Origin of the sequence: Chitinophaga sp. 22308 (assembly GCF_052045305.1) — a bacterium.
GTDB classification, from domain to species: Bacteria; Bacteroidota; Bacteroidia; order Chitinophagales; family Chitinophagaceae; genus Chitinophaga; species Chitinophaga varians_A.
Window position 1 is genome coordinate 775924 of record NZ_JBQEOP010000004.1, and the last position, 19873, is coordinate 795796.

Annotated in this window: 21 protein-coding genes; 19 read left to right on the plus strand and 2 right to left on the minus strand. The window is 49.4% G+C overall.

Annotated elements, in window-relative coordinates; translation table 11 throughout:
* Positions 1–527: 527 nt before the first annotated feature.
* The 19 genes from ACTJJS_RS19245 to ACTJJS_RS19335 all read left to right on the plus strand — a co-directional run bounded on the left by ACTJJS_RS19245 (position 528) and on the right by ACTJJS_RS19335 (position 18460).
* Complete coding sequence (locus tag ACTJJS_RS19245; RefSeq protein WP_168870067.1) at positions 528–923, plus strand: NADH-quinone oxidoreductase subunit A; 396 nt, start codon at positions 528–530, stop codon at positions 921–923.
* Between the two features lie 25 nt (positions 924–948).
* Entirely contained in the window at positions 949–1512 is a 564-nt protein-coding gene (locus ACTJJS_RS19250) for an NADH-quinone oxidoreductase subunit B (RefSeq protein ID WP_078668889.1), read from the plus strand.
* 42 nt (positions 1513–1554) lie between these two features.
* Positions 1555–2070: an NADH-quinone oxidoreductase subunit C gene (locus ACTJJS_RS19255; protein ID WP_168870066.1), complete on the plus strand. Its 516-nt coding sequence runs from the start codon at positions 1555–1557 to the stop codon at positions 2068–2070.
* 11 nt (positions 2071–2081) lie between these two features.
* On the plus strand, positions 2082–3302 hold the full coding sequence (locus ACTJJS_RS19260) for an NADH-quinone oxidoreductase subunit D (protein ID WP_440664898.1): 1221 nt from the start codon (positions 2082–2084) through the stop codon (positions 3300–3302).
* 79 nt (positions 3303–3381) lie between these two features.
* Positions 3382–3879, plus strand: coding sequence for an NADH-quinone oxidoreductase subunit NuoE (nuoE, locus tag ACTJJS_RS19265; RefSeq protein WP_168870064.1), 498 nt, complete (start codon positions 3382–3384; stop codon positions 3877–3879).
* The gene (locus tag ACTJJS_RS19270; RefSeq protein ID WP_440664899.1) at positions 3879–4091 is read left to right on the plus strand and encodes a hypothetical protein; all 213 of its coding nucleotides are present in this window, start codon (positions 3879–3881) and stop codon (positions 4089–4091) included. The genes nuoE and ACTJJS_RS19270 overlap by 1 nt, the downstream gene beginning before the upstream one ends.
* Positions 4092–4158: 67 nt before the next feature.
* The gene (gene nuoF / locus ACTJJS_RS19275) at positions 4159–5523 is read left to right on the plus strand and encodes an NADH-quinone oxidoreductase subunit NuoF (protein ID WP_168870062.1); all 1365 of its coding nucleotides are present in this window, start codon (positions 4159–4161) and stop codon (positions 5521–5523) included.
* A 95-nt stretch (positions 5524–5618) separates the two neighbouring features.
* Positions 5619–6707, plus strand: coding sequence for a 2Fe-2S iron-sulfur cluster-binding protein (locus ACTJJS_RS19280; RefSeq protein ID WP_168870061.1), 1089 nt, complete (start codon positions 5619–5621; stop codon positions 6705–6707).
* A 36-nt stretch (positions 6708–6743) separates the two neighbouring features.
* Positions 6744–7787, plus strand: coding sequence for an NADH-quinone oxidoreductase subunit NuoH (gene nuoH / locus ACTJJS_RS19285; RefSeq protein ID WP_211092554.1), 1044 nt, complete (start codon positions 6744–6746; stop codon positions 7785–7787).
* 52 nt (positions 7788–7839) lie between these two features.
* A complete protein-coding gene (gene nuoI, locus ACTJJS_RS19290) occupies positions 7840–8346 on the plus strand; it encodes an NADH-quinone oxidoreductase subunit NuoI (RefSeq protein WP_168870060.1) in 507 nt (168 codons plus the stop codon).
* Positions 8347–8402: 56 nt separating this feature from the next.
* Positions 8403–8897, plus strand: a complete 495-nt coding sequence (locus ACTJJS_RS19295; protein ID WP_168870059.1) for an NADH-quinone oxidoreductase subunit J family protein — start codon at positions 8403–8405, stop codon at positions 8895–8897.
* A gap of 58 nt (positions 8898–8955) precedes the next feature.
* Entirely contained in the window at positions 8956–9273 is a 318-nt protein-coding gene (gene nuoK, locus ACTJJS_RS19300) for an NADH-quinone oxidoreductase subunit NuoK (protein ID WP_168870058.1), read from the plus strand.
* Between the two features lie 54 nt (positions 9274–9327).
* Positions 9328–11223 (plus strand): NADH-quinone oxidoreductase subunit L, encoded by a 1896-nt coding sequence (gene nuoL / locus ACTJJS_RS19305; RefSeq protein ID WP_440664900.1) that lies wholly within the window; start codon positions 9328–9330, stop codon positions 11221–11223.
* Between the two features lie 33 nt (positions 11224–11256).
* Positions 11257–12672 carry a complex I subunit 4 family protein gene (locus tag ACTJJS_RS19310; protein WP_440664901.1) on the plus strand — a complete coding sequence of 472 codons (1416 nt, stop codon included), beginning with the start codon at positions 11257–11259 and terminating at the stop codon, positions 12670–12672.
* 32 nt (positions 12673–12704) lie between these two features.
* Complete coding sequence (locus tag ACTJJS_RS19315; protein WP_440664902.1) at positions 12705–14078, plus strand: NADH-quinone oxidoreductase subunit N; 1374 nt, start codon at positions 12705–12707, stop codon at positions 14076–14078.
* A gap of 147 nt (positions 14079–14225) precedes the next feature.
* Entirely contained in the window at positions 14226–15503 is a 1278-nt protein-coding gene (locus ACTJJS_RS19320; protein WP_168870054.1) for an ABC transporter permease, read from the plus strand.
* A gap of 50 nt (positions 15504–15553) precedes the next feature.
* Complete coding sequence (locus ACTJJS_RS19325) at positions 15554–16867, plus strand: gluconate:H+ symporter (RefSeq protein ID WP_440664903.1); 1314 nt, start codon at positions 15554–15556, stop codon at positions 16865–16867.
* Between the two features lie 19 nt (positions 16868–16886).
* Positions 16887–17348, plus strand: a complete 462-nt coding sequence (locus ACTJJS_RS19330) for a RidA family protein (protein ID WP_440664904.1) — start codon at positions 16887–16889, stop codon at positions 17346–17348.
* An 11-nt stretch (positions 17349–17359) separates the two neighbouring features.
* Complete coding sequence (locus tag ACTJJS_RS19335; RefSeq protein ID WP_440664905.1) at positions 17360–18460, plus strand: D-TA family PLP-dependent enzyme; 1101 nt, start codon at positions 17360–17362, stop codon at positions 18458–18460.
* 161 nt (positions 18461–18621) lie between these two features.
* Here the strand turns inward: ACTJJS_RS19335 and ACTJJS_RS19340 are convergent, their stop codons facing one another.
* The gene (locus ACTJJS_RS19340; protein ID WP_440664906.1) at positions 18622–19014 is read right to left on the minus strand and encodes a hypothetical protein; all 393 of its coding nucleotides are present in this window, start codon (positions 19012–19014) and stop codon (positions 18622–18624) included.
* Positions 19015–19077: 63 nt separating this feature from the next.
* Entirely contained in the window at positions 19078–19827 is a 750-nt protein-coding gene (locus tag ACTJJS_RS19345; protein ID WP_440664907.1) for a hypothetical protein, read from the minus strand.
* Positions 19828–19873 lie beyond the last annotated feature (46 nt).

The window sequence follows — 19873 nt, forward strand, 5'->3', positions numbered from 1 at the left end:
TTTTTTATTGGCTGAAAATCCCCCTGTGCCGAAAATTTAACATAGCCCTTTGCTGCCAGATTGACATTTTTCCTGTTCCGGGAGATACTTTCCCGGGTAATGGTCTGTTTGCCCGCGGAGAAAGGGTGCCCGGCCGTTGTGGCCATAGGAGCAGGTATGGCTGGGTGTTGCAGCATAACCCGTAGTCGTTGCCGCAGCCGGGCCTTGCTTTGTCAATGTCCCAATTGTTGACCAATGGTCAAGTCTTGACAAAATGACTGATGTACTGCGGTGTGAATAACGTATTTATATTTAGGTAAATTGTTATATCTAACTGTTAATCAGGATACTGCTTCCCCGAACATTGTGTAAAAAACACAAAAAGGCTTTAAATGCTTGATCCCCGCCGATGAACCGGTAATTGCCGGAATGGTTTCCGTAGTTTCCGGTTGGCAAAAAAAGATAATATTTTAACGAGTAAATAGATTTGATATTTGGTTTAGTTACAGTATTTTTGCGAATTCGGACAATGTTTTATCGGGAAGCTTATGTATACAGATACTGTATTTTTGTCAGCAACGACTACTCCTTTTAGCTATTTCCCTATAGTACTGCAATTACTTGCTGCTTTAGGTTTTGTTGGGATCACTATGCTAGCCACTCACTTTCTGGGTCCCAAGCGTAAAACAAGTGATAAGCTTATTAACTTTGAGAGCGGAATTGAGCAGCGCGGCAATGCGAGGCAGCCAGTGGCCATCAAGTACTTTCTGACGGCTATTCTCTTTGTCTTATTTGATGTGGAAGTGATCTTTTTCTACCCGTACGCTGTTAATTTCAAGTCGCTGGGTTGGGAAGGATTTGTTGCCGTGTTGATGTTTGTGGGTTTCTTCCTGTGTGGGTTTATCTACATTGTGAAGAAAGGGGCCCTGAAGTGGGAAGACTAATCTTAAACCTTTAAATCTTAATCCAATGGCTCGTCCGGTTCAATATAATACCAATGTGAAGATGGTGGAAATCCCAGAGGGATATTCCGGTGAAGGGTTCTATGCCACCTCATTTGATAAGGCCATCGGTCTGGCGCGTAAAAACTCCATCTGGCCTTTACCGTTCGCTACCTCCTGCTGCGGTATCGAATTTATGGCCACTATGGCCGCTACCTACGATCTGGCCCGTTTCGGTGCGGAACGTATGGCATTCACCCCGCGTCAGTGCGATCTGCTGATGGTGATGGGGACTATTTCCAAAAAGATGGGCCCTATCGTGCGCCAGGTATATCTGCAGATGGCTGAGCCACGCTGGGTAATGGCAGTAGGCGCCTGCGCCTGCAGCGGTGGTATTTTTGATACTTACTCTGTTTTACAAGGAATCGACCAGGTGATCCCGGTAGATGTGTATGTTCCGGGATGTCCTCCCAGACCGGAAGGCATCATCGACGGCTTCATGAAAATACAGCAGTTGGTGGGCAATGAAAGCCTGCGCCGCCGTAACTCCGACCGTTATAAAGAACTGATGGAGTCTTACGGTATCAAATAACGTGTGAATGGTAACTTGTAACTCGTAAATCACTTATTGTTAATGTCTTTAACAAACGAACGCATACAACAACGCCTGACGGAGAAGTTCGGGGATGTACTGACCGGTTTTGAAGAGCCGTTTGGAATGCTCACCTTCACCGCACAGAAAGATTATAACCTGAAAGTAATGCAATTCCTGTTTGACGATGAGGAATTGCGTTTTCGTTTTCTGACAGACATCACAGCGGTACACTATCCCGAACGTAAAGGGGAGGAGCTGTGCGTGGTATATCACCTGCACAACTTCGTGGACAATGTACGGCTGCGCCTTAAAGTTTATACACCGGTGGCAGCACCGAAAGTATTTACCGCTACCAGCCTGTATGAATCTGCCAACTGGATGGAGCGTGAAACTTATGACTTCTTCGGGGTGGATTTTGTGGGGCATCCTAACCTGATCCGTGTCCTCAACGTGGATGAAATGACCTATTTCCCCATGCGCAAGGAGTTCCCGCTGGAAGATCCCATGCGTACCGATAAAGACGACGAAATGTTTGGCAGGGGCGGTCACTTTTAATCAATTAGGCTATGTTAGACCAGAAACAACATATAAAACTGCCGGAAGGCTCCATAGAAAAAAATACGACCACGCTGAACCTGGGTCCTACGCACCCGGCCACACACGGCGTATTCCAGAATATCCTGGAAATAGATGGTGAAAGAGTTGTGAGCGCGGTATCCACCGTAGGATACATCCACCGTGCATTTGAGAAGATCGCAGAACGCCGTCCCTATTACCAGATCACCCCGCTTACCGACAGGCTCAACTACTGTTCCGCCCCTATCAACAACATGGGCTGGATCATGACCGTGGAGAAACTGCTGGGACTGGAAATTCCAAAGCGTGTTGACTACCTGCGGGTGATCATCATGGAGCTGGCCCGTATTGCAGACCACCTGATCTGTAGCGCGGTAATGGGTGTGGACACCGGTGCCCTGACCGGCTTCGTGTACCTCATGACGTACCGTGAACTGATATACGAAATTTACGAAGAGATATGCGGTTCCCGCCTGACGACCAATATCGGTCGTATTGGTGGTTTTGAAAGAAACTTCACCCCGGCTGCTTTCGAGAAAATAGAACGTTTCCTGAAAGAATATCCGGCGGCGCTGACAGAATTTGAAACCCTGCTGACCCGTAACCGTATCTTCATGGAACGTACGCAGGGCGTAGGCGCCATCAGCGCAGAGAGAGCCATGAGCTACGGCTTCACCGGCCCTAACCTGAGAGCTGCCGGCGTGGATTACGATGTGCGCATCGCCAGCCCGTACTCCTCTTACCAGGATTTCGATTTCTCCATACCAGTGGGTACTACCGGCGACTGCTACGACCGTTACCAGGTACGTAACGCGGAAATGTGGGAGAGCATCAGTATCATCCGTCAGGCGATGGACAAGCTGAAAGGCTTACCAGACGACGTATACCATGCAGACGTTCCGGCTTACTACCTGCCTGACAAAAAAGACGTTTATACAAAAATGGAGGCGCTCATCTATCACTTTAAAATCGTGATGGGTGAAACAGACATACTGCCCGGCGAAGTGTACCACTCTGTAGAAGGAGCTAACGGTGAACTGGGCTTCTACCTGATCAGCGATGGTGGCCGCAGCCCTTACCGGTTGCACTTCCGCCGTCCCTGCTTCATCTACTACCAGGCTTATCCTGAACTGATCAAGGGCTCCATGCTGAGCGATGCGATCGTGTGTATGAGTAGCCTTAACCTGATTGCCGGTGAATTGGATGCATAGTACCTGTTTTTGCGGGTACTATTTGTTTTTATGATAGCGTCTAGAGAATAAAATAAGCTTACTTAAACATAATTTTTTAATGGCTGTGGTTCAATTTTCTGAAGAGAAACTGAATAAAGTAAAAGAGATCATCGCACGCTACCCGGAAGGGAAGCAGAAGAGTGCGCTGATACCTGTGCTGCATCTGGCACAGGAGGAATTTGGCGGTTGGCTGAGTGCAGAAACGATGGACTATGTGGCGGGCATCCTGCAGATAACGCCCATTGAAGTATACGAAGTGGCCACTTTCTACAGCATGTTCAACCTGAAGCCGGTAGGCAAATATCTGTTTGAAGTATGTCAGACAGGCCCCTGCATGGTAAGTGGTTCGGATCAGATCATTGACTATATTAAGAATAAACTGGGTATCGGTGTAGGTGAAACTACGCCTGACGGCATGTTTACCCTTAAAACGGTAGAATGCCTCGGTGCCTGCGGTTATGCGCCCATGATGCAATTGGGTAAACATTTCCGTGAACACCTGACCCCTGCCAAAGTGGATGAGATCATCGCGGAATGCAGGGCAAAAGCTAATTGATGCATCAGCAAAAAAGTATCGTCATGCGTATCGGTTTGTTATTATATCAGCACCGCCAGACCATCATCGAAGCGGCTTTGCTGATGGCAGCACTGGCAGGTCTGTGGCGGGTGAACAACTGGTTCCTCTCCTTTGTCTGCGGCGTGGCCTCCGGATACCTTTTTTTCCGGCTGGCGGAACGTATAGCGCAGCACCGGATACGCAAGGCATAAAAGATATATCATACAAATCTGTTGATGGTGCTGGTTTACCTATCACCATTAAACCATAAGGAAGACAATGGGACGCAAATTACTGTTAGACAAAGCACATATAGAAGGTATCCGGTATTACGACACTTACCGGGCTAACGGCGGTTATGCTGCGGCAGAAAAAGCCCTGAAATCCATGGGCCCGGAAGCTGTAGTGGAAGAAGTAAAGAAGAGTGGCCTGAGAGGCCGTGGTGGCGCTGGTTTCCCTACCGGCCTGAAATGGAGCTTCATCGCCAAACCGGAAGGTGTTCCGCGTTACCTCGTTTGCAATGCGGACGAGTCTGAGCCAGGCACTTTCAAAGACCGTTACCTGATGGAGTTCATCCCTCACCTGCTGGTGGAAGGGTTGCTGATCTCCAGCTTCGCCCTGGGCGCTAACAGAGCATACATCTACATCCGTGGCGAATACGCATGGATCCCGGATATCCTGGAACAGGCGATCGCTGAAGCTAAAAACAAAGGCTGGCTGGGAAAAAACATTCTCGGTACCGGCTACGATCTTGAAATATTTGTACAACGCGGCGCCGGTGCCTATATCTGCGGTGAGGAAACAGCCCTGCTGGAATCCCTGGAAGGCAAACGCGGCAATCCACGTATCAAACCTCCGTTCCCGGCCGTAAAAGGCCTGTGGGGATGCCCTACAGTGGTAAACAATGTGGAGACCATTGCGGCGGTAGTGCCCATCGTTAACATCGGTGGCGATGAATATATCAAATTCGGTATTGGTAAATCTACCGGTACCAAACTGATCTCTGCCTGTGGTAATATCAACAAGCCCGGCGTATACGAGATCGAAATGAACATCTCAGTAGAGGAATTCATCTACTCTGACGAATATTGCGGAGGCATCAAAGGTGGCAAACGCCTGAAAGCCTGTATCCCCGGCGGTTCTTCCGTACCGGTGCTGCCTGCCAACCTGCTGCTGAAAACAGCCAAAGGCGAAACCCGTATGATGACCTACGAAAGCCTCAACGATGGCGGTTTTGCAACCGGCTCCATGTTGGGTTCCGGTGGTTTCATCGTAATGGACGAAGACCAGTGTATTGTACGCAATACCCTCACCTTCGCCCGTTTCTACCACCACGAAAGCTGCGGCCAGTGCAGCCCTTGCCGTGAAGGCACCGGCTGGATGAAAAAAGTGCTGCACAATATCGAATACGGAAAAGGTAAAATGAGTGATATCGACCTGCTGTGGGACATTCAGCGGAAAATAGAAGGCAACACCATCTGCCCGCTCGGCGATGCTGCTGCATGGCCGGTAGCTGCCGCTATCCGTCACTTCCGCGACGAGTTCGAATGGCATGTGAAACACCCGGATGAAGCGCTGACCCGCAACTTCGGCTTGGCTCATTATGCCGATCCGTTGCCTGCACCGGCTCCGGCCGCTGTATAGTCAGCATGAAGATTATCTGAACAAGTCAATACACAAATAATCATTAAAATTTGCTGCCGCTGCAAAGCAGTACTGACAGCAAGAAATATATCAAGATGGCGGAGGAAAAAAAATTATTCAAGGTTAAGATCGATAACATCTCCGTGGAGGTCGAACCTGGTACTACGATACTGAATGCGGCCCGGTCGATAGGTGGAGATGTGGTACCGCCGGCTATGTGCTACTATTCCAAGCTGCAGGGCAGCGGTGGTAAATGCCGTACCTGCCTGGTGAAAGTAACCAAAGGTTCCGAGGCCGACCCGCGCCCGATGCCTAAACTGGTGGCCAGCTGCCGCACTACCGTAATGGATGGTATGGAAGTGGCTAACATCACTTCTCCGGAAGTACAGGAAGCACGTAAAGGTGTGGTGGAATTCCTGCTGCTCAATCACCCACTGGACTGCCCCGTATGCGACCAGGCCGGTGAATGTGACCTGCAGAACCTGAGCTATGAACACGGTGCTGAAGCTACCCGCTACGAATTCAAACGCAGAACTTTCGATAAAATCGACATCGGCGACAAGATACAGCTGCACATGACCCGTTGCATCCTCTGCTACCGCTGCGTATTCACTGCCGACCAGCTCACTGAAAAGCGTGAACACGGCGTGCTCGGCCGTGGTGATGCATCTGAAATCAGCACTTATATCCATCAATCACTCGACAATAACTTCATCGGCAACGTGATCGACGTTTGCCCGGTAGGCGCCCTCACCGACAAAACTTTCCGTTTCAAAAACCGTGTATGGTTCCTGAAACCGGTAGATGCCCACCGTCAATGCGAAGACCCGAAATGCTGCGGTAAAACCGTACTGTGGATGCGTGGTGATGAAGTGTTCCGCGTAACTGCCCGTAAAGACAAATACGGCGAAGTAGAAGACTTTATCTGCGATACCTGCCGTTTCGATAAAAAAGAAAAATCAGACTGGATCATCGAAGGCCCCCGTAAAATTGACCGTCACAGCGTTATTTCCCAGGGCCATTACGTGAATACCGTTAAACCGAAAGACCCGCTGGTGGAAGTACTGGACGGAAGACAGCCTAAACTGCTGTTCGATATCCACTCCACAAGTGAGGTGAACCGGCCGGAAATAGATCTCTCTAAGATTGAAGGACCTGCCCATTCGGACGATTTTAATAAGTAAGCATCGTATTCGTAATTCGTAATTCGTAATTGGAAAATGACGTTATTAAGCATAGACTGGTTTTTTATTCTTGAAAAAATACTGCTGATATCCGCAGTACTGGTGCTGTCACTCGTAGTGGCCATGTACTCTACCTGGGGCGAAAGAAAGGTGGCTGCCTGGATTCAGGACCGTCTCGGCCCTAACCGCGCCGGCCCGATGGGACTGTTGCAACCGCTGGCCGATGGTGGTAAACTCTTCTTCAAGGAAGAGATCATCCCCACCAACTCCAACCGGTTCCTCTTTATCCTCGGCCCGTCTGTCGCCATGATGGTGGCCTGTATGACCAGCGCCGTTATTCCATGGGGAGATACCCTCACCATTGCAGGCCATACCGTTTCCCTGCAGGTGGCAGACGTCAACATCGGCATCCTGTTCATCTTTGGTGTGCTGAGCGTGGGCGTGTATGGTATCATGATCGGTGGCTGGGCTTCCAACAACAAATATTCGCTGCTGGCCTCTGTAAGGGCGGCTTCCCAGATCATCTCCTATGAGCTGCCGATGGGCCTGGCGCTGATCGCGCTGCTGATGCTGACCGGCACGCTGAGCCTGAAAGAGATCGTAGAACAACAACGCCACGGACTGTGGAACGTAGTATACCAGCCGCTGGGCTTCTTTATCTTCCTGGTGTGTGCCTTCGCAGAATGTAACCGTGCGCCTTTTGACCTGCCGGAAGCAGAGAACGAGCTGAATGGTGGTTACCACCTGGAATATTCTTCCATGAAACTGGGCTTTTATCTCTTTGCGGAATATATCAACATGTTCGTCAGCTCGGCGCTGATGGCCACTATGTACTTCGGCGGATACGCTTTCCCGGGTATGGACAGTCTGGGCGTTAGTCCCAATCTGCTCACCATTCTGGGCTTCCTGGCGCTGTTCGTGAAGATACTGGTGTTTATATTCTTCTTTATGTGGGTACGGTGGACGGTCCCCAGGTTCCGTTATGATCAGCTGATGCGCCTTGGCTGGAGAGTGATGATTCCGCTGGCATTGGCCAATATGCTGATTACCGGTGCAATTGTACTGGCCCGTCAACACTAATATTTATCCGTTAATTTATACACACCGCGGGTGTGGACTAAATAAAGCATTTATGCAAGCATTAACAAACAGGGCAAAACCGGTGGACCGCAGTCCATTAACCTTCCTGGAAAAAATGTATGTTCCTGCCATCGCCAAGGGCATGGGGATCACCTTTAAGCATATCTTCAAACGGAAAGCTACCGTTAGTTTTCCTGAACAGCGCCGTCAGTTCAGCCCGGTGTTCCGTGGATTACATGTATTGAACCGCGATGAAGAAGGCCGTGAAAGATGCACCGCCTGTGGCCTGTGCGCAGTAGCCTGCCCGGCAGAAGCGATCACCATGGAGGCGGCAGAGAGAAAACCGGGAGAAGAGCACCTGTACCGTGAAGAGAAATATGCGGCCCGCTATGAGATCAACATGCTGCGTTGTATTTTCTGCGGATTCTGTGAAGAAGCTTGCCCCAAAGACGCGATCTATATGTCTGAAACCTTTGCGCCGTCCAACTATCAGCGTAAAGGCTTCATTTATGGAAAGCCGGACCTGTTGATCCCTGATCCGAAACAGCAGTCCAAATAATTATTCACAATACGCATAAGCTAAAAAATACATAGTCAAACATAGCAGAGATGGGAATGAGTATACAACAAATAATTTTCATGGTGCTTTCAGTCATCGCCCTGGTTTCGGCGCTGGGCGTAGTATTGAGCAAGAATCCCGTGACGAGCGTATTGTGTCTGATCGTAACCTTCTTTACCATTGCAGGGCATTACATTATGCTGAACGCCCAATTCCTGGCGGTTGTGCATATCATTGTGTATGCCGGCGCTATCATGGTATTGTTCCTTTATGTGATGATGCTGATGAACCTGAACGCGGAGCTGGAGCCTCAGAAGCGTAACTGGCTGAAATATGCCGGCGCTATCAGCGGCGGTGCTCTCCTGGTGGTACTGGTAGCCGCCCTGCGCGATGCCAGCATGCCGGCTATCAGCACAGAAGCAAATGAAATGGGATTGATCAAAAATCTCGGCCAGATGTTGTTCACACAATATGTGGTGCCGTTTGAAGTGAGCAGCATCCTGTTCCTCAGCGCCATGGTAGGTGCCGTTGTTATTGGTAAAAAAGACTAAGTAAGCGGATACTGAGTTTTCTTCGTAATTCGTAATTCGTAATTCGTAATTCATTTTTATGCCTGTTCAATATTACATATTCCTGAGTATCGCCCTGTTCTGCATTGGTGTGATGGGGGTGCTGATGCGCCGTAATGCCATCATCATTTTTATGTGCATAGAGCTGATGCTGAATGCAGTAAACCTGTTGCTGGTAGCATTTTCCAAAATGTGGGCAGATGCGGGAAGAGTAGATGCGGGATCAGCGCAATTGTTTGTGTTCTTTATTATGGTGGTGGCTGCTGCCGAAGTTGCAGTTGGCCTGGCTATCATTACAATGGTCTACAGAAACACGCACTCGGTAGATATAAACATTCTTAACAGGCTGAAAAATTAATAATTCATCCTCTTTAATTATTAATTGTTTCGACGTCGTAAATAGAATTGATAAATGATTAAACTAGTTTGGCTGGTACCATTTTTACCATTATTAGGTTTCCTGGTGAATGGTTTGGGGCGCAGATTTTTATCCAAGTCCCTGGTAGGGTTTATCGGAAGCGGCACTGTACTGGCTTCCTTTGTGGTGAGCTTATTGGCATTTTTTGAAGTAAAAGCCCCGGGATTTCAGGCACAGGTGGTACACCTGTTTAATTTCATTTCCGTTGGCAGCCTGCATATTCCTTTCGCATTCCAGGTGGATCAACTGAGTGCATTGTTCCTGCTGATCATCACCGGTGTGGGTACCCTCATCCACATTTACTCCACTTCCTACATGCATGATGAAAGCGATGAGAGCTTTGCGAGATATTTCGCTTACCTCAACCTGTTCGTGTTTTCCATGCTGATACTGGTGCTTGGCGCCAACTATGTGATGATGTTCATCGGATGGGAAGGTGTTGGTCTCTGCTCTTATCTGTTAATCGGATTCTGGTTTAAAAACACCAGCTATAATAACGCTGCCAAAAAAGCATTTGTGATGAACCGTATCGGTGACCTCGGTTTCCTGCTCGGTATCTTCTTCATGATCATGCAGTTTGGCACGGTCACTTTCCCCGACGTATTTGCGAAAGCAGCGCCGCTGGGCATGAACAACCCCACGCTGGCTGCTATCGCCATGCTGCTGTTTGTAGGCGCCATGGGTAAATCCGCACAGATACCGCTGTATACCTGGCTGCCCGATGCGATGGCCGGTCCAACGCCGGTATCCGCCCTTATCCATGCTGCAACGATGGTGACGGCCGGTATCTATATGATTGCCCGCAGCAACGTGATCTATACACTGGCGCCAGCCATCCAGACCGTGGTGGCAGTGATTGGTATCGCTACCGCGCTGTTTGCCGCTTCTATCGCACTGAAACAAAACGATATTAAGAAAGTACTGGCTTACTCCACCGTGAGCCAGCTGGGATATATGTTCCTCGCACTGGGCGTAGGCGCTTACTCTGCTGCCGTATTCCACGTGATGACGCACGCTTTCTTCAAAGCGCTGTTGTTCCTGGGTTCGGGCTCTGTTATCCACGCTATGGGCGGTGAACAGGATATCCGTAAAATGGGCGGGCTGAAAAAATACATGCCTACCACCAACTGGACATTCCTCGTAGGATGCCTGGCCATCGCCGGTATCCCTGGTTTATCCGGCTTTTTCTCCAAAGATGAAATCCTGGCCAGCGCTTATGCTCACAACCCTGTGCTGTATGCACTGGGACTGATTGGCGCGCTGATGACCGCTTTCTATATGTTCCGCCTGTACTACATCACTTTCTCCGGAAAGTTCCGTGGTACGCACGAACAGGAACATCACCTGCACGAAAGCCCTTCCCCGATCACTATTCCGCTGATCATCCTGGCGGTACTGTCTGTGTTCGGTGGTTATGTGGGCCTGCCGGAAGTATTTGGCAAAAACCTGCTGGCAGAATACCTGTCACCGGTATTTGCCCCTTCTGCTCCTTTTGTGACAGAACATCATCTGTCTCACGGCACCGAATGGATGCTGATGGGCCTGAGCAGTGTACTGGTTATTGTCTTTATCCTGATAGCCCGTCAGAAATTCGCGGCCTACGAAGATACCGGCAAAGAAAATACAGGTGTGGCGAAAGTGCTGGAGAACAAATGGTATATCGATGAGCTGTATGATGCTATCATTGTAAAACCATTACAGGAGCTTTCCCGTTTCTTCCGCGACACTGTTGAAAAAGCAGGTATCGATAAACTGGTAAATGGTGTTGGCCGCAGCGTTCAGTGGGGCAGCCAGCAAATCCGCCGTGTTCAGAGCGGACAGGTAGGTTTCTACATCTTTGCCATGGTAATCGGTATGATCGTATTATTTGTGATCGGATTCTTATTATAAACCAATAGCGGAAGTTACAAGCGCAGATAAATTATGTTGACAGTTTTATTAATACTGATTCCTTTCATAGCGGGCCTGATCGCATTCGGCCTGAAGGGGTCCGGGCCAAAGGTGCTGGGCATGATTGCGTCCCTGGCGTCGGTAGCCACAGCCATCGGAACCGTATGCACGCTGCATGCCGATCCGAAAAAACTCTCTTTTGTTACCGATTGGATACCTCAGCTGGGAAGCCAGTTCAGGGTAGGCCTGGACGGTATGGGCACTATGCTGTGTTTATTGACAGCAATCGCCTTCCTCCTGGTTTTCATCACCATTTATAACCGCGACATCGAAAGGCCCAACAGCTTTTACGGACTGATGTTGCTTTCTCAGGCCGGCCTGGTAGGTGTTTTCACCGCTTTCGACGCCCTGCAGTTTTATGTATTCTGGGAACTGGCGCTGATACCGGTATATTTTCTCTGCTCTATGTGGGGCGGCGAAAAACGTATACCCGTTACGTTTAAGTTCTTCGTTTATACCTTCCTCGGTTCCCTGTTAATGTTGGTAGGTATCATCTACCTGTATTTCCAGACACCAGACCATTCCTTTAGCTGGACATCCTTCACCAGCCTGCAGCTGAGCACAGGTGACCAGAAATGGCTGTTCTGGCTGTTCTTTGTGGCATTCGCCATCAAGATGCCGGTGTTCCCGTTCCATACCTGGCAGCCGGACACTTACGAGCAATCACCTACGCCGGTGACCATGATCCTCTCCGGGGTGATGGTGAAAATGGGCCTGTTCGGTGTACTGCGCTGGCTGGTGCCGGTATTGCCGGAAGGCGCCGCCATGTGGACAGACGTAGCTATTGTACTGTCTATCATCGGTATTATCTATGCTTCCTGCATCGCCATGGTGCAGAGCGACCTGAAACGACTGATCGCTTACTCTTCCATAGCGCACATTGGTTTGATGAGCGCCGCTATTTTTGCGCATAACGAACAAGGCACCCAGGGCGTGTTGCTCCAAATGTTCAACCACGGTATCAACATTATCGGGTTGTGGATCATCGTGGAAGTGATACAGAACCGTCTTGGTATAAAGAACATGGACCAGATGGGCGGCATGGCCCGCAAGGCGCCCCGGATGGCTATCTTCCTCGTTATTATCAGCCTGGCGAACATTGGTTTACCGCTTACCAACGGATTTATCGGTGAGTTCCTGATGTTCAGCGGCCTGTTCCAGTACAATCACTGGTTTATGGCATTTGCCGGATTAGGTATCATCCTCGCTGCAGTATATACGTTGAATATGATCCAGAAAGTGATATTCGGTGAAGGCAATACCCTGACAGACACCACTACCGACCTGCAGCCCGGCGAAACGGTGGCATTAAGCCTGGTAGTGATCATGATCTTCGTATTGGGTGTATATCCGCAACCGATGCTGGATCTGGTTAGCAAGGTATTTTGAGAAATTTTAAACGGGTTTTGTAACGAAACAATATGAATGCACTAATTTCTACTGCTTTATCGGGCGTTGTTCTGATGTTTGTCGGTTTATTCGTACGCAATAAGCAGCATATTAAATTTTTTGCCATCGCGGCCATCATCATATCATTTATCGCTAACCTGGCACTGTACCCCACTGTGCTGCTGGGCAGCTATATCCAATTTGGTATGATTGAAGTATCAAAGTTCAGTGTGTTGTTTAATGCAGTGGCTTTAGGTGCAACCCTGATATATTTCCTGTTATCAGGGAAAGAGTTTGAGAAAGTAGGTGAACATGTGGGAGATTACTTCGCCCTGATTTTCTTCATCCTGGCGGGTATTACGCTGGCTTCCTCCTTCAGCAACCTGCTGATGCTGTTCCTGGCCATCGAGATCATGTCTATTCCGCAGTATGTACTGGCAGGGGCCGACCGTAAAAGCCTGAAAAGCAATGAGGCGTCCCTGAAATACTTCCTGATGGGCGCTTTTTCCACCGGTATCCTGCTGATGGGCATTACCCTGATTTATGGCGCCGCAGGCACCTTTAATATCGCCGAGCTCGGACTGGGTGCAGACCCGGCACATCCGCTGGCTTTGTGCGGTATTATCCTGATGGCTTTTGCCCTCGCTTTCAAAGTGTCCGCAGTGCCTTTCCACTTCTGGACACCTGACGTATATGATGGTTCTCCTACCGTCTTCACTTCTTTTATGGCTACTGTGGTAAAAGCCGGTGGTTTTGTGGCTTTCCTGCGGATGTTCCATGTGGCCTTCGCTGGTGGTGCTGTAAGCCATCACTGGACGCTGATCCTGTCTATCATCACGGCTGCTACCCTTATCCTGGGTAACTTCAGCGCGGTGTTCCAGCAGAGCGTAAAAAGAATGCTGGCTTATTCCAGTATCGCGCAGGCAGGTTTTATGTTGTTTGCCGTTATCGCTATCAATCAGTTCGCCGCACAGGGCATCATCCTGTATGCAGCTGCCTACAGCCTCGCTACTATCGGTGTGTTTGCCGTGCTGATGAAACTGAAGGACTATACTTTCGAAGGATTTAACGGCCTTGCCCGTAAACAGCCGCTGCTGGCGCTGGCAACGACCATCTTCCTGTTCTCCCTGGCCGGTATCCCGGTTACAGCGGGTTTCTTTGCCAAATACTTCGTACTGTCTGCTGCTATTCAGCACGGTCATCTGCTGTGGCTGGTGATTGTGGGCGTACTGTGTGCCGCGATCAGCGTATACTACTATTTCCGCGTGATCATGGCCATGTATTTCAAACAGGGTGATCCGGAAGTAGAGCCAATTTCCGGTGGCTTCAGGGCTGCGCTGGTGCTAACCATCGTCCTGGTATTGGTGCTGGGCCTGTTCCCCGGTCTGCTGATCGGCTGGCTGTAAAATCGTTACAAGACAAAATTCTTTCTATAGGGAGCGGCCAAGCCGTTCCCTTTCTTATTTATGGTCCCCGTGACCGCTCAAACGGCATAGTCCGCGTTCCCTCACTTTTTATTTTGTGCCTGTCTGAACTTCCATTAACTTTATTATATGCGGTTTTTAGATATATTTTCCCTTGCTTATCGTTCCGTGAGTGGCAACAGACTACGCACAGGTCTTACAGTGTCCATCATTGCTGTAGGTATCACCGTACTGGTGGGCATTTTAACGGCCATCGACAGTATGAAAAACAGTATTTACTCCAGCTTTGCCAGCATGGGGGCCAACAGTTTTTCGCTTCGTAACCGCGATATGCAGGTGCATATCGGGAACGATGGGGATAAAGCGTCCAAGGGCAATAAAAACCAGAAAAAGGTCAGAAAATCCATCAGCAATAAACCTATTACATACCAGGAGGCGCTGGCTTTTAAAGAAAGGTATCATTTCCCTGCCACTGTGAGCCTTAACTTCAGGGCGAGCGGTATTGCCACTGTTTATAAAGATGATAAGAAAACGAACCCGAATGTGACCGTTATCGGCGGTGACGAAAACTATCTCGATATCTCCAACTATACGATCCGTGACGGCCGCAATTTTAACGCACTGGACGTGTCGTCCGGGCGTAATGTGGCCATATTGGGTAAAGATGTGGCGGAGAAACTGTTTGGCCGCAAGCTTAAGAACGTGGTGAATAACACCATCCGTGTGGGCGACGTGCGTTACCGCGTCATCGGCGTACTGGAAAGCAAAGGCAGCAGTAATTTAATGAGCGCGGACAACGTAGTGATTACTACGGTCAACAATACACGAAGAATCTTCAACCGGCCTAACGCCTCTTATCAGATAGGCGTGGCCGTTAAGGACATTAAACAAATGGAGGCTGCACAGGGAGAAGCCATTGGCACCTTCCGTGTAGTCCGCCAGCTGGCCCTGAACGATGAAGATAACTTTACACTGAGCAAGAGCGATAGTATCGCAGAGATGCTGTTCCAGAGCCTTGGGACGGTGAACCTGTTCGCGGTGGCCATCGCGGCGATAACGCTCTTTGGTTCTGCCATCGGGTTGATGAACATTATGCTGGTATCTGTGGCTGAAAGAACGCGCGAAATAGGTGTTACCAAGGCATTGGGCGCTACCAGCAAGACTATCCGCAAACAATTCCTCTACGAAGCCATCATCATCAGTACCATGGGGGGCCTTTTTGGCGCCCTGGCGGGCATGCTGCTGGGCAATGTCGTGTCCATATTACTGAAATCTTCTTTTGTCATCCCCTGGGCCTGGATTTTAGTTGGTATTGCCCTCTGCGCCGCTGTAGGACTGGTTTCTGGCATTTACCCCGCTTATAAGGCCTCTAAACTGGATCCTATTATCGCTTTGCGTTACGAATAGAATTCCCGGAATCAATTTGTTATCTTGTTCTTTCCAAAAAGAAAGAGCATATGCCATTATTGATCGTTATTGCTGCTATTCTCCTGTTAGTGGTACTGGTTACCTGGTGTAAGATAAATACATTCCTGTCTTTCCTGATTGTTTCCCTGCTGATGGGACTGGCCCTGCGTATGGAAATCGGGCAAATTACCCAGTCCATACAAACGGGTATTGGCAAAACATTAGGCTCGTTGATCGTGGTGATCGTCTGCGGCGGCATGTTGGGCAAACTGGTGGCCGAAAGTGGCGCCGCGCAGCGGATTGCTGGTGGACTGATGCGTTTGCTGGGGCCGCGGTATATCCAGTGGTCGCTGATGCTGACAGGCTTCATTGTAGGCATACCGCTGTTTTACAACATCGGTTTTGTGCTGATGGTACCGTTAATATTTACCGTAGCAGCGCAGACCCGGCTGCCGGCGGTGTACCTGGGCATTCCCATGTTGGCCTCCCTGTCAGTTACCCATGGCTACCTGCCGCCGCATCCTTCTCCTACTGCTTTAGTGCAGCAGTTTCAGGCCAGTATGGGACTGACGCTGCTGTATGGTATTTTGCTGGCGATACCGGCTATTATCCTGGCAGGTCCGGTGTTTTCCCGTTACCTGAAAAAATATACTACCGAGCCGGGAAAGATGTTTGTTGCGCCGCCGCTGCCGGAAGCGGAGCTGCCGGCTATGTTGCCCAGCCTGTTGGCTGCAATGCTGCCGGTGTTGTTGCTGGCGGTGACAGCGATGTTGAAACTATGGTTGCCCGTTGGTCAACTGCCATACAAGCTGGTCACCTGGCTGGGTGATCCGCTGATCGTGATGTTGCTGGCGGTGCTGAACGGCTTATACCTGCTGGGTGTTCGCCGCGGGGTGCCTTCAAAAAAACTACTCGGCATGATGGACGATGCCGTAAAAGATATAGCGGTGATCATTCTGATCATCGGTGGTTCGGGTGCGCTCACGCAGCTGTTGCACGACAGTAAGGTGAGCGAATATATCGCGACAACGCTGCGGGACCTGCATATGCATCCGTTAATACTGGCATGGGGCATTGCGGCGATCATACGTGTGTGTATAGGATCGGCTACCGTAGCTGGTTTAACAACCGCAGGTATCGTTGCGCCACTGATCGCCACCTCCGGCGTAAATCCTAACCTCATGGTGCTGGCTACCGGCGCCGGCAGCCTGATGTTTTCACATGTTAATGATGCCGGTTTCTGGATGTTCAAGGAATACTTTAACTTGTCTGTGAAAGATACGATCAAAACATGGTCAGTGATGGAAACCATCGTTTCAGTAACGGGACTTGTCGGTAGTTTGCTGCTGAGCATGATTGTCTAACGTAAATCAATAAACGAAAATGACACCCACTGAAAATTTTAAAGCACTGGGTCTTACGCTTCCGCCGGCGCCTGCGCCGCTGGGCGTTTATAAACCGCTGCTGATAGATGGAAAACATGTGTATGTGTCGGGGCATGGTACCGTACAGGACAACGGCAGCCTGATCATTGGCCGCATAGGAAAAGACATCAATAAGGAGGAAGGCAAACTGGCGGCCAGGCAGGTTGGATTGGCCATCCTCTCCACGTTGGTGGCCAACCTGGGCAGCCTCGATAACATCAAAAGAGTGATCAAGGTACTGGGAATGGTAAACTGCGTACCGGAATTTGAACACCATCCTTATATCATCAACGGCTGCAGCGAACTGTTTGCCGCGGTATGGGGACAGGAGAACGGCGTAGGCGTACGCAGCGCTGTTGGTTTTGGTTCCCTGCCCGATAATATTCCGGTAGAAATAGAAGCACTGTTTGAATTGTATTAATGATATAACCGATGGAATGGTATCAACTTCAGAACCCTGAACAGGTAGACTCACCGGCGCTGCTGGTGTATAAAGACAGGATTAAACAAAACATCGATCTGTTAAAAACGATGATCGATGATGTACAACGGTTACGCCCACACGTAAAAACAAGCAAGATGGCCGAGGTGGTACAAATGTTGCAGGCAGCCGGAATACAAAAGTATAAATGTGCCACTATCGCGGAAGCGGAAATGCTTGGCATGGTAAAAGCCCGGGACGTGTTACTGGCTTATCAGCCGGTAGGCCCTAAGACAGCGCGTTTGTTGCAACTGGCGCAGCAGTATCCTGATACTGATTTTGCCTGCCTGGTGGATAATAAAGCCGCCGGAGAAGCTATCAGCCGGTTGTTTGCGGCTGACGGCCGGCAGCTGCGGGTATATATCGATCTTAACGTAGGCATGAACCGCACCGGTGTTAAGCCGGAAGCGGCATTGGAGCTGTACCGCTACCTGCATACGTTGCCGGGTATACGCCCCGTAGGCATACATGTGTACGATGGACATCTTCACGATACGGACATGGCTATACGGAAAAAGCGCTGCGATGAGGCATATGGACCGGTGCCAGTATTACAACATGCTATTGTGGCCAGCGGACTGCCGGAGCCGGTAATTGTTGCAGGAGGCTCGCCTACCTTTCCCATACATGCTGCCAGACCAGTGATTGAATGTAGTCCCGGCACTTTTGTTTTCTGGGATTGGGGCTATGGAAAAAATCTGCCGGAACAACCATTCCTGTGGGCGGCATTGGTATTATCGAGAGTTGTTTCTGTTATTGATGATCAGCTGTTGTGTCTGGATCTGGGACATAAATCAGTGGCGGCGGAAAACCCTCAGCCACGGGTGCATTTTCTGAATGCGCCGGACGCACAACCTGTATCCCAGAGTGAAGAGCACCTGGTGCTCAAAGTGGCCGACACGGCTGCTTATCCTGTAGGCACAACGTTCTACGGTGTGCCATTGCATATTTGCCCTACAGTGGCATTGTATGAACGCGCTTATGTGGTGGAAGGCAACGTGTGTACAGGCACCTGGAAAGTGATTGCCAGAGACAGGACCATCGTACACTAAATATGTTTTTAGAATAATGAAAAAGGCCGTCATTTTTTTATTGACGGCCTTTTTGCTTGTTATAATATTAGCGTGTCTGTATCACTTTAATATTGTCTGTTTATCTTTTAAAAGCATTCGACGTGTCACCAATCATCTGTAATGGAAATACGGGCGTTTGTTCAATAATACAGTTGTGATAAAACATTTGTCTCATCAAATGTTTTAGGTTTCAGGCCCATGAACTCTGTGTACTGGGTAAGCGTGAGCAGGGGCTTCAACCTGTTGTGCAGCCCGTTCTGCATGCTGTTTAGTTTTGTCGTATAGGCTTTCTGGTTAGTTTGCTGCAATGATTGGATATTTATTTTCTGCTGCAGATAGGAGGTGACAATAGTGAGCAGCTTTGGCTTTTGTTGATCGGTGAGGAAGAGGGATTTGTCCAGTTTGGAAACAATAGAATTGGCTGTTCCATCAACATTCATGGTGGGCGCCTGTGACAGGGAGAAGTTGGCAGCAGCGTTTACGGTATAGCAAACAACGGCTGCCAACATCAGGAGGAGGAATACTTTTTTCATACGCAGTGGATCGATTTTGGTTACGGTCATTAAATATACTAAATAGGCCGTAACATCGACGCGTTACTGCATTACCAGTTTCACATACCGTTTGCGGTCATGCGCAATGTCTTCATGAGTCTGGTAAACGGCAACCAGTGTTTTATTGTCCACCCACCGAACTTCGTCAATTCCGTATTCAGTCAGTTCTGGTGCACCTACCAGCCGGATGTCTTTGTTATTGATTTCAAACAGTTGAAAGCCATTGGGATTAAAACCGGCTTCTATGTCCATGCTTGGGCAGAGGAAATACTTTTTATCGGGGGAAATAATTGGTGCTGTCCAGGTATACAGCGTATCGCCGTTATCGGGATTGAGCAGCTCAAAGCCATCGGCTTCGTAATAGGTGGTGAATATGCCGTGCCGGTGTAAGGCAGGATAGTAGCCCGCATATCTGTAGAGGACATAAGCATCGTCATCTTCTGGATTATTGGTGCGTATTTTCTGCCCGCCGTTTGCCAGGTGAAACTCCAGTTGCTGGCCCACGCGTTTTACGTCGGTGGTTTTGCTGAGGGCATTTGTTTCTGAGGTATCGCCGGAGAGTTGATAGGCCGGGTATTGTTCATAGGTGGCTTTGTCAACAAAGGATACCAGGAATTTTTTGTCGCCGGCCTGTATGGTGTCGATATATTCAGGCTTGGCGCTGATACTGGCTTCCGGCATGATGCTGTCGTGAGCTATCTGCGTGCTGTCGGGATTGCCGGTTTGTTTGCCGCCGTTGCACGAATACAGAAAGTGAACAAACACCATTAGGAATAAGACCTTCTTTATCATAGTACGGAATTTAGGAATACAAATGTAAGTAATTATCATAGGGAAA